Below are 14,699 nucleotides of genomic sequence, written 5' to 3'. Positions count from 1 at the left end.
CCCCGAGCCTCGACAGACGCATTCATTTTGCTTTGGTCAGCTGAATACTGTTCTGAGAGCTTCTTTCCCTATATCTGGAGGTGTGTCATGGTTGGTGTGACCAATAGCGCCATTGACGAACTAAAAACCGCGACCCGAGGCCAGCTTCTGCTGCCCGGCGACGCGGGTTTCGATGAAGCCCGCAGCATCTGGAACGCGATGATCGACCGGCATCCGGCGATGATCCTGCGCTGCGCAGGCGTCGCCGATGTGCGCCGGGGGGTCGCTTTCGCGCGCGACAACGGCCTGCTGCTCGCGGTGCGCGGCGGCGGCCACAACATTGGCGGCAGCGCGCTGTGCAACGACGGCCTCGTGATCGACCTGTCGCAAATGAAGTCGGTACGTATCGATCCGATCGCGCGGCGCGCGTATGTCGAACCGGGCGCCACGCTCGCCGATTTCGACCACGAAGCGCAAGCGTTCGGACTTGCCACGCCCCTCGGCATCAACTCGACCACCGGCGTTGCGGGGTTGACGCTCGGCGGCGGCTTCGGCTGGCTGAGCCGCAAATACGGTATGTCCGTGGACAATCTGGTTTCGGCCGACGTGGTCACCGCCGACGGCGAACTGGTCCACGCGAGCGCCGACTCGCACGAAGATCTGTTCTGGGCGATTCGCGGCGGTGGTGGCAATTTCGGCGTCGTCACGCTATTCGAATTTGCCCTGCATGCCGTCGGACCGCTGGTATATGGCGGCCTTGTGGTACTGCCGTTCGATCAGGCACGGGACGCACTGACACGCTACCGCGCGTTCGCCGAAACCATGCCGGAAGAACTGAACGTCTGGTCCGTGCTGCGGCTCGCGCCGCCGCTGCCGTTCCTGCCAGCGGAAGTGCACGGCAAGCCGGTCGTCGTATTTGCGATCTGCTACTGCGGCCCGATCGAAAACGGGCCGGCCGCGGTGGAAGCGGTACGCGGATTCGGCACACCCTACGGCGAACATCTCGGACCGATGCCTTACGCGATGTGGCAACAGGCATTCGATCCGCTGCTCGCTCCCGGCGCGCGCAACTACTGGAAATCGCACAACCTGACTACCGTGCAGGACGGCCTGATCGATGCGCTACTCGCGGCAATCGACAGCTTGCCGTCGACGCAATGCGAAATCTTCTTCGGGAGGGTCGGCGGACAGACCTCACGTGTACCGGTCGAGGCCACGGCGTATTCGAGCCGCGACGCGCAATACGTGATGAATGTGCATGGCCGCTGGGACGATGCGGGTGACGACGAACGTTGCGTCGGCTGGGCCCGTGCGTTCTTTGCAGCGTCGGCACCTTTTGCGCTTGGAAGTGTCTACGTCAACTTCATGACAGAGGAGGAAGGCGGCCGGGTGGCGGATGCGTACGGGCCGAACTATGAGCGTCTTGTCGCCGTGAAAAGCCAATACGATCCGCAGAACCTGTTCCGTCACAATCAGAATATCCGTCCAGCAGGGCAGTGATCGATGTCGATGTCGGGGGATCACGCCGCCCCGCTCGCGGGCGGCGTGATCAGGCACGGTAAATGCTCATTAGCAATTGACGTACGGTATCGCCGAAGTACCGATTTGAATGGAAAATGCAACTTCAGCGACTTCAATAACACACAAGGAAAATAATCATGCGCAGACGCCAATTCATCATGACTACCGGTGCCGCTCTGGCGACTGCGGGTCTTGGCCTCGCCGGCTGCACGACCACGTCACCGTCTTCGAATTCGTCGGAAACGGCCAATGCCGGCAAGCGCGACTCGATCAACGCAGGGATCGATTCAACGCTTTCGCGCCTTTATACAAATGCCGCCGGTTCCCGTGAGTTAGTCGCCAAGGCGCGCGGGGTACTCGTGTTTCCGTCTGTGATTTCAGCGGGCTTCTGGGTGGGCGGACAATACGGCGAAGGCGCGTTGCGAGTAGCCGGTCGGACGGCGGGCTATTACAGCACCGTTGCCGGCTCGTTCGGTTTGCAGATTGGCGCGCAGTCCAAGGCGCTGGTGTTCCTGTTCATGACGCAGGAGGCGCTCGACAATTTCCTCGCTAGCCAAGGGTGGGCAGCGGGCGCTGACGCGACCGTCGCTGTGCTGAAAGTTGGCGCGAACGGCGCGATTGATACGTCGACCGCTACCAGCCCCGTCGAAGCATTCGTGCTGACCAACGGCGGTTTGATGGCCGGCGTCTCGCTCGAAGGCACCAAAGTTTCACGTCTGATGATTTAGGCCACGCGCTCGATCGCCACGCAGTCGCGCAGTCTTTGTCGACTGCGCGGCGCATCACCTTCTTCTGTATCGTGCGAGCGTCTTCAATCGCGATACTGATACGCGCTTTTCGACTGGGTAAAAAATGCTGACCTGACGAGGATTCTTTCAATAATCCGACGATTGCCGACCGCTTCCACAGGCGGCTCGGCGAGAACTTAGGTGCACTGTTGACTGTACGTGAATCTGTTTGACGACGAACCGGGCCGATTTCTTCATGGACCGATCAATGGTAATTTTTCCCGAAGTGTTTTCTTTTTGTTTACATTACGTATTCCGCGCGCAGCCTTTTGGGGGCCACCGTGACACGACGCGTCTCATCTGACGAAGAGGCTGAGTTTGCACTTTGGAAGCACGGCAACGCACCCGCTTCGAAGCTGGCGCGTCGTGTATTGATTGGACACCGTGATAAGGCGATTGGCGAATCGCTGGTGTTGATGCTTTCACTGAAGGGATATGAAGCCGTCCACGCCGCCGATCTGACGAAAGTGAGATGCTTTCTGAAGTGGTGGAAACCACATGCGGTTTTGCTCGATACACGGCTTGATTCAGTTTCGGACTACCAATTTACGCGTGGTGTTCGGAGTGAACGGATCAGTCCGGAGATCCTGTGGCTCGCTATGAGTAATATCTGGCCGCTCGATCCGATCGAACAATTGAAAGAAGCCGGGTTTGATGGCCACTGTCGGCGGCCTTGTTCGTTATGGCGGATTGTGGATATTCTTGAAGGGTACTTTGTTCATGTTTGATTGATTTTTTTCTCTATCGGTTTTTTTCTGTGTGCCTACGGCGGTGGGCTTATTCTGGCTTTTTTGGCCTTTCCTTGCATTCTTATTGGTCTATTAGCGTCGCCCCTGTGCGGGGCAGGCACCTACTTTTCTTTGCCGCCGCGTAACTATTCAGCTGTTGTAAACCTGAGGCAGGCCGTGCATAGTGAAGGACATGACGAAGATGCCCGACATCAAGGACCTGACACCGGAGCAGAAGGACGCGCTCATCGTTGATCTGGTGAGACGTCTGAACGAGCTTGAGGCGAAGCTTGAGAAGGACAGTCATAACTCCAGCAAACCACCGTCAGGCGATGGGCCCAGGCGCAAGCCGAAGTCATTGCGCGGCACGAGCGGCGCAAAGCCCGGCGCGCAGCCCGGGCACCCGGGGAAGACGCTCAAACGCGTGGCGCAGCCCGATCACATCGAGATTCATCCGGTGGCGCCGGTGTGCGACGCCTGTGGACAGCGGATCGACTGCGCTCACATCACCGTGCTGCCTGAAGGTCGTCAGGTGATCGATCTGCCGCCCACGCGCCTTGAGGTGACCGAGCATCGCGTGCAGATCGCGCAGTGCCGCTGCGGCAAGCACCATTCAGGCGCGTTTCCCGAGGGCGTGAGCCAGGCGGTTCAGTATGGTCCTCAGGTGCGCGCCGCTGCGGTCTATCTGACGCAATACCAGCAGTTGCCGGTTGCGCGTACCGCCCAGGCGCTGGCGGATCTGTTTGGCCTGCATGTGAGTACGGGTACCGTGCAGCACAGCATTGATCAGGCGGCCCGGTTGCTGGCGCCAGCGGTTGAACAGATCAGGCAGACGCTGCGCGAGCAGCCCGTGGTGCATTTCGATGAGAGCAGCATGCGCGTAGGACGCACGCCTTACTGGCTGCACGTCGCCTCGACCGGCGCGTTGAGCTGGTATGGCTCACACCGCAAGCGTGGTAGTGAGGCGCTGGACAGCTTCGGCATTCTGCCTGGCTTTCCGGGAATCGCGGTACATGACGGCTGGGGGCCCTACGCGCGCTACGAGTGTGAACATGCACTATGCAATGCACACCATCTGCGCGAACTGGTCTTTGTGCTGGAGTCCACGGAGCAACCGTGGGCCCAGCAGATGATCGACCTGCTTTGCCAGGCAAAGCGGGAAGTTCAGCTCAGTCAGGCCGCGGGCGCCACAGCGCTGGATGAGCCGCGTCAACGCTATTACAGGCGACGCAACGGGGCACTGCTTGCCCAGGCGCGAAGGCTCAATCCGCGGCAGGCGCGCGAGCCGACCCGCAAGGAACGCCGCGGCAGGGTCAGGCAAAGCTTCACCTACAACCTGCTCGCGCGCCTGCGCACGCACGTGCGCGAGGTGTGGCGCTTCATTACGGAGTACCGCGTACCATTCGACAACAACCAGGCCGAACGCGATATCCGCATGCCCAAACTCAAACAGAAAATCTCCGGATGCTTCCGCGCAGAGTCGGGCATGCAGGCGTTCTGCACGATCCGCTCCTACCTCGCTACCCTACGCAAACAGGGCCGTTCGCTCATCAATGCGCTGGCCCTGAGCTTCGCGGGGTTCGTCGTTTCGCCTCTGGCTGCTGCTGAATAGTTACGCCGCCGCAAAGAAAAGTAGGCAAAAGAAAGCGGCTCAAACCGCCAACTCTTAAGTGGGTCCCTGGCTTGGAGGGGCTGGTGGTCCGATTAACGGATCACACCTCGGTCCATAAGCGCCAGTGACACAGCCGTCATCCGCTCCCACTCCGCACTACGTGCGTCGCGGTTGGGTTTGCCACGGAAACCAGGCGCTTCGTTGCGCGTGAGCGGGGGCCATCGGCTTCGCCTCGGCGAGGCGCCGAAAATACCAATCGGATTGGTTTTGTGAAGTACCGCATCGGCGCGCGCAGCGCCGTCGGAAGCATGACAGCCTGGTCACTCACGAGAGCAGGTGAGCAGGCCCAATCTCTACGGAGCCACTACACCCTCCAAGCCAAGGGACCCGCTTAAAAATTAGCGGTTTGAGCCGCTTTCTTTTGCCTACTTTTCTTTGCGGCGGCAAAGAAAAGTAGGTGCCTGCCCCGCACAGGGGCGACGCTAATAAACCAATAAGAATGCAAGGAAAGGCCAAAAAAGCCAGACCAAGGAAAAACAAAACACCGTAGGCATACAAACAAAAAACCTTCACTCTGCGGCAAGCGTCATAACAGCAACTTCACACCGCCCCCAACCCTTCAAAACCTCCGGCGCCAGCAGCAACTTAGCCGCCCGCACCCCCGCGCCCATCACCACTTGGGCGCGCTCCATCACCGCGGCATCCACCAGAATCCGCCAGTCATCCGGCAAACCGAAGGCCGTAATCCCCCCAAACTCCATCCCGCTATGCTCCACGGCCGCCTCCCGCCTGGCGAACGACAGCCGCTGCGCACCCAGCGCAGCCTTCACCGCGCCATTGATGTCGAGGCGCAACGAACCCAGCGAGACCAGCGCCGCGTAATGCTCAGCGCCCTCCTTCCTGTAGCGGACCACAATCGTGTTCGCGCAGTCTTCAAGGCCAAAACCATATCGCGCACTGAATTCCGCCGTGTCGGAAGCGTCATCGCTAACGGCAAAAACCGTCACGCCCTGGGCCGGCAATTGCGCCACAACATGCGCGGGCAAATGCGCGCTCAATTGTTCTGCCGGAATCACGTCCAGCTGCTTTACGAGTTCGTGCGAGTGCATAGTGACAAAAATGTGAGGATCCACCGGCATTCTAACGGCACACTTGGCCCGCCGCTTATCGCCCGCGCACCCGTGCGGCGCTTGATATAGTGACAGGCACAAGGTTTGCGAAAGGTATCGGCGCGGAGACTGCGTCGGGCCCGCCTCCACGGCGTGGCCACGCCGCACCCGGCGCCAGGACCATTGAGAAAGACGACCATGGATATCGACACGCTTTCCACCGAGAACCTTCAGATAGTGGCCCGCAAACAGGCCAACTGGGCGATCGGCGCGTTCAAACAGTTTGCCGACGACCGCTGCGCCGCCATGGCCGCCAGCATCGCTTTCTACGCAGCATTTTCGCTCGCGCCCACCCTGGTGATGGTGATCGCCGTCGCCGGCTGGTTCTTCGGCGCCGAAGCCGCACGCGGCGAACTGTTCAATCACATTCACGGCCTGCTCGGCGACCAGGCTGCGGCGGGCGTGCAGACCATCGTCGAGAACGCCCATCACAGCGGTAGCGCTGGCGGCATCGCGGCCATCATTTCGTTCTCGATGCTGGCGATCGGCGCCTCGGCCACCTTCTCATCCCTCAATAGCGCACTCAATATCGTGTGGCCGAACACCGGGCCACGCAGCTCGAGCGTGATCGCGCTGGTGCGCGTGCGTCTGATCTCGTTCGGACTGGTGCTGGGCGTCGCGTTCCTCCTGATCGTCTCGCTGGTGCTCGATACTGTCATCACTTTTATCGGCAAGTGGCTGTGGGGCGACTCGCCGTATGTGGTGATAGGCAACCTGCTGCAACTCGGCGTCGGTCTGCTGGTACTGGCCTTTGCCTTCGCCGGTCTGCTGAAGTTTCTGCCCGACGCCAAAGTGCACTGGCGCGACGCGCTAGTCGGCGGGATCGTCGCGGCGGTGCTTTTCTCCGCGGGTAAAAAGCTGTTCGCCTTATATATAGCGCACGCAGGCATGGCGAGTTCGTTCGGCGCCGCCGGCTCGCTCGCAGTCCTGTTGATGTGGCTGTACTTTTCGGCCGTCGTACTGCTGCTCGGCGCGGAATTTTCGGCGGCGCGCGGCCGCGTGCACGATCCGCGCGGCGAATGGGGTATGCAGGACAACACGCCCCCCGGCAGCCGCGCCAAGCTGGCCTCGGTGCTGGCCGCATCGACGGTATCGGCGGACGCGCTATCTGGCGCCGACGCTCATGCGATCAACCGCGTCGGGTTCGCAGCCGCTACCGGCGCGACTGACGGCCTGGCTCACTCCAAGCCTCGTCCAGCGTCGTCTTTCGCACCGGTGCAACCGGCGAGCGGGTCTTCGGTACGAGCGACGGTGGCGAAGATCGGCCACACCGTCGTGCAGGCAGAAGCACAAGCAACCCATGTTGCAGCCGTCACGCTGGTGAAAGCGAGCCGGCAGGCCGAAGCGGCGGATCGCTATGTTCGACGGCATCCCTGGACGTCGGTGCTGGTCGCCGCCGCAGCCGGATTGGCAGTTGCAACGGTGGCGCGCCGCAACGACGCCGACCACGAGAGCAACGCGTAAAGGCTCAGACGCCACGCCTGAAAAGGCCTGCGATCCGGCATCTATTGGGCATACCGGTTGCAACTTTTGGGTTGCGCCTGCTCACAACCGGTAATTTCTGTCTAGCGCCTGCGTCAAGCGCAGCGCGTCCCGATTTTTATATCGTCACTACATCGTGGACGCAGCAACTAGACGACTTGATTACGAAATGCATTCAAACAAGTGTCGAAAGTGTGTGTAAAGCACCCTTCACTATCAACAAAACAACAATAATGTGCCGTCAACGAATCAATATTGCGGAAACCGCAATAATCGTTAACGGGCTTTAAATACAAGACCTTGCAGCGTGTGTCACTTTTTAGAGACACTCTTTTTTTTCCAGTTCTTGCCGCTTGGGACGGTGAGCTATTCTCCTTTCCGCAACAACGAAACTAATCATCTGCGTGGAGAAATGGATGAAACGAATCGCACTGTCTACCCTCTCGCTGGCGCTCCTCGGCGCCACCGGCGTGGCACATGCTCAAAGCAGCGTTACTTTGTACGGCCTGATTGACGACTCGCTGCAATACGCTCACAACGCCTCGCCGACTGGTACGAACCAGCTGTCGATGGTTGCAGGCAACCTTCAGGGCAGCCGTTTCGGCTTGAAGGGCACGGAAGACCTGGGCGGCGGTCTGAAGGCAATTTTCCAGTTGGAAAACGGCTTTGATCCGAACAGCGGCAAGCTCGGTCAAGGCAGCCGTATGTTCGGTCGTCAAGCATATGTCGGCCTGACGGGCGACCAATGGGGTACGGTCACGCTGGGTCGTCAGTACGATCCGGTGGTCGACCTGGTTCAACCGCTGACGGGCGACAACTACTTCGGTAGCACGTTCACGACCCCGGGCGACGTTGACAACAACGACAACTCGTCGCGTACGAACAGCGCTGTCAAGTACACCTCGCCGGTGTGGGGCGGCTTCCAGTTCGAAGGTATGTATGCATTCGGCGGCGTGGCTGGCGCAACGGGTGCGGGTCAGACGTGGTCGGGCGCTGCAACCTACGGCACGGGTCCGTTCAGCATCGCTGCAGGTTACTTCCACGCCGCCAATCCGTCGCCGACCACGGGTGCCACACGTGCTCCGACATGGAACGGTACGTCGGACGGCACGATCGACAGCATCATCAACGGCGGCTACTCGACGGCGAGTTCGGTGGGCATCGCTTCGGTGGCGGCTCAGTATGTTGCGGGTCCGTTCACGATCGCGGCACGTTACAGCAACGCACAGTACAAGCAGGACGCGTTCTCGCTGTTTGGTCAGACCGAGAAGTACAACGTCGCTGGCGCGTACCTGGGTTACCAGTTGACGCCGGCAATGCTGCTGGGCCTGGGCTACACGTACACCAAGGCAAGTGGCGACACGAGCGCGACGTACCATCAGGTTTCGCTGGGCGCGGACTACAACCTGTCGAAGCGTACGGACGTGTACCTGCTGGGCGTTTATCAGCACGCCAGCGGCGAGCAGCGCGTTCCGACCGCAGCCGGTGGTACCACCGTGCAATCGGCAGTGGCGTCGGCAGCCGACTATGGCTACCAATCGGCCAACCAGTCGCAAGAAGTCATCAGCCTGGGCATCCGCCACAAGTTCTAATCGAACTTGTTGGACTGCTGGAGCAACACGCAGTTGAAGACCAGCCACGGGCGATAAGCCTGTGGCTGGTTTTTTTTCGTCCTGCGATTGTAACGACAGATCACAAGCGCGCCCCGCTCGACAGCCGTCAAGGTCGTCCGTCGGCGTTCGTCAGTTCGACAATGCGGTGCTGGCTCGTGAGCTGGACGCTCGTGCCGGGCCAATCGCCGGAAGCGGGCTGCGCATTACCCGTATGGGGACGCGCGGGCGCTGTGACAGCTATGGCCGTATGAGGCCTCGTTTCGTCAATCAGCCGCCGGTCGAGTTCGGGTGCTTTGCACACCCGTCCTGGCCTATCGTTGCGTCTTGGCCTTATCGGCTTGCGCCAATGTCTGCGCCGGCTTCGCGTCCAGTTCATGCTCCACGCCGTCGGCACCCACTGGCGCGCGATGCAGCACCAGTGCGCGCTCACGCTGCAACAGCGGCACGTTCGGCGACGCCTGCCAGTCCGGATCGGGAATCTCGCCGAACACCTGGCGCAAGCGCTCTCCCCAGGTGCGGTGGATCATCTCGAAGTACGCGTTGTCGTGATCGACCGACACAAACCGCGTCACGCGCAACGAATCCTTCTGGTAGACCAGTAAATCGAGCGGCAGGCCGACCGACAGGTTCGAGCGCAGCGTCGAGTCCATCGAGATCAGCGCGCATTTGGCGGCTTCGTCGAGCGGTGTGGACGGCGTCAGCACGCGGTCGATAATCGGCTTGCCGTACTTGGCCTCGCCGATCTGGAAATACGGATTCACGGACGACGCTTCGATGAAATTGCCCGCGGAGTAGATCATGAACAGACGCGGCCGGTTGCCAGCGATCTGCCCGCCCAGAATGAAGCTGCAATTGAAGTCGACGCCGAATTCGTGCAATGCCTCCGCCTCGCGCTGATGCACGCAGCGCACCGCGCGCCCGATCACGCGCGCCGCGTCGGCCATGGTCGGTGCGGTCCAAAGGGTGGGTTGCGAGGGATCGGTGGGCTCGGACAGCTCGTGCAGCACCGCCTGCGTGAGCGACAGATTGCCGGCGCCCAGCAGTACGAGCATGCGTTCGCCCGGCTGCTCGAACACCGACATCTTGCGCGCCGTGCTGATGTGATCGACGCCCGCGTTGGTGCGCGTGTCCGAAAGGAACACGAGCCCTTCGTCGACAGACATCGCGACACAGTAAGTCATAAGGAAAGGTACCCGCGAAAAACGACTGAACGCCGCTATTGTAATGCGGCGCGCATGCGCCCTTCCCGCATATTACGGCCCCGCCGGCCCCGATGCGGATAGCCATGCGGTCTGGCGCACGTTCGCGCCGTTCCGCGAGCCGCTATTGCGCCACTTGCGTGCTGACCGTGACGGACACCTTCAACTCCTCTTCCAGGCCGCCGATGCGCCGGCCACGCACCGGCGCGGCGGCTTCGTAATCGCGCGCCACGGCGAGCCGGCAATAGATTTCGCTGGCAAACGCAGCGTGCGTCACGTCGATGGAAATCCAGCCCTTGCCCTCGAGCCACACGTCGACCCATGCGTGGCTCGCGCCGTGTGGCACCTCACCCGGTTCGATGTAGCCGCTCACGTAGCGCGCCGGAATCCCGCGCACGCGGCAGCAGGCGAGCATCAGATGCGCATGGTCCTGACAGACGCCGTTGCCGAGCGCGAGCGCCTGAGCGGCCGTGCTGGTGACTTCGGTGACGCCCGGGTTGTATTTGACGCGCTGCACGATCTGCTCGGACAGGGCGATCAGATTGGCTGAAGTGGTCAGGCTCGGCACCGATCCAGCCAGCTCGCGGACCGCCGCATCGGCCTCGGTGAGACGCGTGCAGCAGGTGAAATGCTCGAGTGGAATCGGACCGACGGCGTCGGGTAGCAGGCCATCGACGAGGGGAATCGTGTCCACTTCACCCGCCACATGCAGGCGGATCTCGCTGTGCGGCTTATTGATGACCAGCGTATGCAGCACGTTGCCGTAGGCGTCGAAGGTGGCGTCGAGCTTGCCGGGCGCATCGATGCTCCAGCGCCGCACCACCTGCGAGGCGCCGCTCGCCGGCGTCAGACGCAATTGCTGGATCGAATAGTGGACAGTCGCTTCGTAGCGATAGGAGGTGTCGTGGCGGATCGTCAGGTTCATAAAAAACTCCGTCAGGCGACTGGCAGCATCAGATAGGTACGCGCAACCAGATTGCCGAGCTCGAACACACGAGCAAGGAACTGAGTCAGATAGGCGTGCAGGCCGGCTTCGAAAATCTGCCGGATGTCGGAATACACCAGCTCGGCGCGCAGCTTGCCGGCAAACCGCTCGCACTGGTTCGAGCCCGAGGTGCGCAGCATCGCCAGATTCGCGCAGACGCCCTCGAGCGACGCCAGCAGCGAACGCGGCATCTGCTGGTTCAGGATCATCAGTTCGACCACACGCGCCGGCGTGACGACATCGCGATATACCTTGCGATAGATCTCCAGCGCCGACACCGAACTGAGAATCGAAGTCCAGTAATAGAAGTCTTCGAGTTGACGCGCGGCGTCGCGCGAATTCGGCTCGACATCGGCAAAGCGCACGTCGAGAATCCGCGCGGTGTTGTCGGCCCGCTCCAGGAACGTGCCGAGCTGCGTGAAGAAGAATGCATCGTCCTGCAGCGCGGTGCCGATCGTCACGCCGCGCGACAGATGCGAGCGGAATTTGACCCACTCGAACAGCTCGTCCGGATTCGCGGTGAGCTGCCCCGCCGCGGTCCGCTCGTTGAACTCGAGCCACGTGTCGTTGATGGTTTCCCACCATTCGGTCGTCAGCGTGCCGCGCACCGCGCGGGCGTTTTCACGCGCGGCCTGCAGACACGAATGAATGCTCGACGGATTGGTCGAATCGGCCACCATGAAATCGAGCACGTGTTCGCGCGTCGGTTCGTCGTAGCGCTGCGCAAACGCGGTTTCGAGCTCGGAGATGCGCAACACGGAACGTTGCGCGCGCGCCTCCTGTTCGGGCGTCTGCGGCAGGAGCAGCGCCTTCAGATTGATGTCGAGCATGCGGGCGGTGTTTTCCGCGCGCTCCATGTAGCGGGCCATCCAGAAGAGGTGATCGGCGGTGCGGCTTAGCATGACGGCGTTCCGTATCTGATGACGCGAGGCCTCGAAAAAATCCCGCGCTGGTTATCCGTGTGCGCCGGCGGTGTGGTTCCCGTCCGCCGGCTTGTTGGGTTGCCGCGGCGCGTGCACGCTCAACTGTGCAGGCGCCCATCGGCAGCTGCGTCAGTCGACCATCCAGGTGTCCTTGGTGCCGCCCCCTTGCGACGAATTGACGACGAGTGAGCCTTCCTGCAACGCGACGCGCGTGAGACCGCCCGCGCACATCGTCACGCTCTTGCCGGATAGCACGAATGGCCGCAAGTCGATATGGCGCGGCGCGATACCCGCTTCGACGAACGTCGGACACGCCGACAGCGCGAGCGTGGGTTGCGCGATATAGCCGGCCGGCCGCGCGATCAGACGCTCACGGAACGACTCGATTTCGGCTTTCGTCGAAGCCGGTCCCACCAGCATCCCGTAGCCACCCGCGCCGTGCACTTCCTTGACGACCAGTTCGGGCAGATGCGCGAGCGTGTAAGCGAGGTCGTCGGGCTTGCGGCACTGGAAAGTAGGCACGTTGTTGAGAATCGGCTTCTCGCCGAGGTAAAACTCGATCATCTCCGGCACGTACGGGTAGATCGATTTGTCGTCGGCGATGCCGGTGCCCATGGCGTTCGCCAGCGCGACGCGCCCGGCGCGATACGAGGTCAAAAGCCCCGGTACGCCCAGCGCGGAATCGTTACGGAACGCAAGCGGATCGAGAAAATCGTCGTCCACCCGGCGATAGATCACATCGACGCGCTTGGGCCCCTGCGTGGTGCGCATGAACACGTAGTTGTCGTCGACGAACAGATCCTTGCCTTCCACCAGTTCGACGCCCATCTGCTGCGCGAGGAAGGTGTGCTCGAAATACGCGGAGTTGTACATGCCAGGCGTCAGCACCACCACGACCGGATCGTCGACACCTTCGGGCGCCACGGAGCGCAGCGTATCGAGCAATAGATCGGGATAATGCGCGACCGGCGCAATGCGGTTCTGCACGAACAGCTCAGGGAAAAGCCGCATCATCATCTTGCGGTTTTCCAGCATGTAGGACACCCCCGACGGCACCCGCAGGTTGTCCTCGAGCACGTAAAACTCGCCTTCGTCGCCCGCGCGCACCACGTCGACGCCGGCGATATGCGCGTAAACACCGAGCGGCACATTCACGCCCTGCATTTCCGGACGGTACTGCGCATTCGTATAGACCTGCTCGGCCGGCACGATACCGGCGCGCACGATGTTGCGGTCGTGATAGACGTCGTGGATGAACAGATTGAGCGCTTGCACGCGCTGGCGTAGACCAGCTTCGAGCGTCTGCCATTCGCCGCGCGGGATGATGCGCGGAATCAGGTCGAAGGGAATCAGCCGCTCGGTGCCCGACAGATCGCCGTTCACCGCGAAGGTAATGCCGACCCGGCGAAACAGCAGATCCGCTTCCGCACGCTTGCGGGCGATCGCCTCGTTGCCCTGCTTCACCAGCCAACGCTCGAAGCGAGCGTAATGTGGCCGCACGGCATCGTCATGATGACGCATCTCGTCATAGCATCGCATGTCACGCCCCGCTCTTGTTGTCGGATAGAAGGCGAATGCGCTGCGCATTCGGTGTTCGACAATCGTTCAAGCAAACGCTATGCCATTGCGCTTTTCGCGTGCGGACCACGGTACGTGCACACGAACAGCGCATCCCGACCGGCATGGCCTCCGTGCCATCGTACTGCGGCGGCCCATGATGCGCTAGTACGGTGCATACGCGGCACCATGGCGTGCCGCGGCGAATTCGCCAAACCACCCCCACGCAGCGGCAATACGCATAAAAAATCCCCGCGGATTTGCACCCGAGGGGATTCAGACAACTTGCATTGCGGACCGGCTTAGGCGTCGACGACGGTTAAAAAACCGCGGCTACGCCCGCAGCGCGATCAGCCTGCTGCTGCGTCTTTCAGCTTCTTCAGCGGACGTGCCTTGATGCGCACGCTAGCCGGCTTGGCCGGGAACCAACGCTCTTCGCCCGAGAACGGGTCTTTGCCGAAGCGCTTCTTCTTCGCCGGCACAGCTTGCACGACGATCTTCAGAAGACCCGACAGCGTGAATTCGCCAGCGCCTTTCTTGTGCACTGCGCCGAGGATCGTGTCTTCGAGCGCGGCCAGCACGGCCTTGGCAGCCTTCGGTTCCACAGCAGCGCGTTCAGCGACGTGTGCAGCCAGCGAGGCCTTCGTGAAGGTGTCCTTGATCGGCGACGGTGCGCCGGACGCCTTCACGGCGACCTTCTTAGCTGCGACGGCCTTCTTCGCAGGAACTTTCTTTGCAGCAACTTTCTTGGTCGGTACCGGGGCAGCAGCCTTCTTGGCCACCTTTTTTGCGGAAGTCGGCATGTTTCTCCTACCTGTTGTGGTCAGTGAATTGCACGAAGCGCACACGGTATGTGCACGCTTCAACGCCGGATTCTACAAGCGCTAATACGATTTGCGCGACTCTTTTGTGTATAACAGCCAAGGTTTGTTGCGCGGCGCAGACTGCGCAACACATTTTGATGCTTGTTTTAGCGGGTAAACGCGCGCGAGCGGACTTTGCAACACGCACACGTAACGCGCGTTACAAGTCGTTTCGATGCATGTATACAGGCCTATTTTCTATCGGAAGATGCCCAAACGATGGACAGACGACGCGCTTCGAGCGGCAGAAAAAGCACGCCCCCTGCAGCGAAAACCGCTG

Annotated in this window: 12 protein-coding genes; 6 read left to right on the top strand and 6 right to left on the bottom strand. The window is 61.2% G+C overall.

Annotated elements, in window-relative coordinates; translation table 11 throughout:
* The first annotated feature begins 87 nt into the window (after nucleotides 1-87).
* From PQR27_RS21130 to tnpC, 4 genes are all read left to right on the top strand, one after another.
* A complete protein-coding gene (locus PQR27_RS21130; protein WP_408525609.1) occupies nucleotides 88-1,479 on the top strand; it encodes an FAD-binding oxidoreductase in 1,392 nt (463 codons plus the stop codon).
* A 158-nt stretch (nucleotides 1,480-1,637) separates the two neighbouring features.
* A complete protein-coding gene (locus PQR27_RS21125; protein WP_408525608.1) occupies nucleotides 1,638-2,228 on the top strand; it encodes a BPSL1445 family SYLF domain-containing lipoprotein in 591 nt (196 codons plus the stop codon).
* 341 nt (nucleotides 2,229-2,569) lie between these two features.
* Complete coding sequence (locus PQR27_RS21120; RefSeq protein WP_408525607.1) at nucleotides 2,570-3,016, top strand: ANTAR domain-containing protein; 447 nt, start codon at nucleotides 2,570-2,572, stop codon at nucleotides 3,014-3,016.
* A gap of 193 nt (nucleotides 3,017-3,209) precedes the next feature.
* The gene (gene tnpC / locus PQR27_RS21115; protein WP_408523875.1) at nucleotides 3,210-4,628 is read left to right on the top strand and encodes an IS66 family transposase; all 1,419 of its coding nucleotides are present in this window, start codon (nucleotides 3,210-3,212) and stop codon (nucleotides 4,626-4,628) included.
* 569 nt (nucleotides 4,629-5,197) lie between these two features.
* On the opposite strand, the gene PQR27_RS21110 is transcribed toward tnpC, so the two are convergent.
* Nucleotides 5,198-5,737 carry a YbaK/EbsC family protein gene (locus PQR27_RS21110; RefSeq protein ID WP_408528255.1) on the bottom strand — a complete coding sequence of 180 codons (540 nt, stop codon included), beginning with the start codon at nucleotides 5,735-5,737 and terminating at the stop codon, nucleotides 5,198-5,200.
* Nucleotides 5,738-5,935: 198 nt separating this feature from the next.
* Here PQR27_RS21110 and PQR27_RS21105 point away from each other — a divergent pair, with 198 nt between their 5' ends.
* Both PQR27_RS21105 and PQR27_RS21100 read left to right on the top strand, forming a co-directional pair.
* Nucleotides 5,936-7,261 (top strand): YhjD/YihY/BrkB family envelope integrity protein, encoded by a 1,326-nt coding sequence (locus PQR27_RS21105; protein ID WP_408525606.1) that lies wholly within the window; start codon nucleotides 5,936-5,938, stop codon nucleotides 7,259-7,261.
* Nucleotides 7,262-7,695: 434 nt separating this feature from the next.
* A complete protein-coding gene (locus tag PQR27_RS21100) occupies nucleotides 7,696-8,871 on the top strand; it encodes a porin (RefSeq protein ID WP_408525605.1) in 1,176 nt (391 codons plus the stop codon).
* Between the two features lie 332 nt (nucleotides 8,872-9,203).
* Here the strand turns inward: PQR27_RS21100 and PQR27_RS21095 are convergent, their stop codons facing one another.
* The 5 genes from PQR27_RS21095 to PQR27_RS21075 form a co-directional block, all read right to left on the bottom strand.
* Nucleotides 9,204-10,073 (bottom strand): proteasome-type protease, encoded by an 870-nt coding sequence (locus tag PQR27_RS21095; RefSeq protein ID WP_408525604.1) that lies wholly within the window; start codon nucleotides 10,071-10,073, stop codon nucleotides 9,204-9,206.
* A 142-nt stretch (nucleotides 10,074-10,215) separates the two neighbouring features.
* Nucleotides 10,216-11,016, bottom strand: a complete 801-nt coding sequence (locus tag PQR27_RS21090; protein ID WP_408525603.1) for a transglutaminase family protein — start codon at nucleotides 11,014-11,016, stop codon at nucleotides 10,216-10,218.
* Nucleotides 11,017-11,027: 11 nt separating this feature from the next.
* The gene (locus tag PQR27_RS21085; protein WP_408525602.1) at nucleotides 11,028-11,978 is read right to left on the bottom strand and encodes an alpha-E domain-containing protein; all 951 of its coding nucleotides are present in this window, start codon (nucleotides 11,976-11,978) and stop codon (nucleotides 11,028-11,030) included.
* 150 nt (nucleotides 11,979-12,128) lie between these two features.
* On the bottom strand, nucleotides 12,129-13,538 hold the full coding sequence (locus PQR27_RS21080) for a circularly permuted type 2 ATP-grasp protein (protein WP_144109835.1): 1,410 nt from the start codon (nucleotides 13,536-13,538) through the stop codon (nucleotides 12,129-12,131).
* A 368-nt stretch (nucleotides 13,539-13,906) separates the two neighbouring features.
* Nucleotides 13,907-14,359, bottom strand: a complete 453-nt coding sequence (locus PQR27_RS21075; RefSeq protein WP_408525601.1) for an HU family DNA-binding protein — start codon at nucleotides 14,357-14,359, stop codon at nucleotides 13,907-13,909.
* Nucleotides 14,360-14,699: the final 340 nt, after the last annotated feature.

The sequence above is a fragment of the Paraburkholderia fungorum genome, assembly GCF_046027215.1.
Lineage (GTDB): Bacteria > Pseudomonadota > Gammaproteobacteria > Burkholderiales > Burkholderiaceae > Paraburkholderia > Paraburkholderia fungorum_D.
This window is presented reverse-complemented; position numbering and strand designations above follow the sequence as displayed.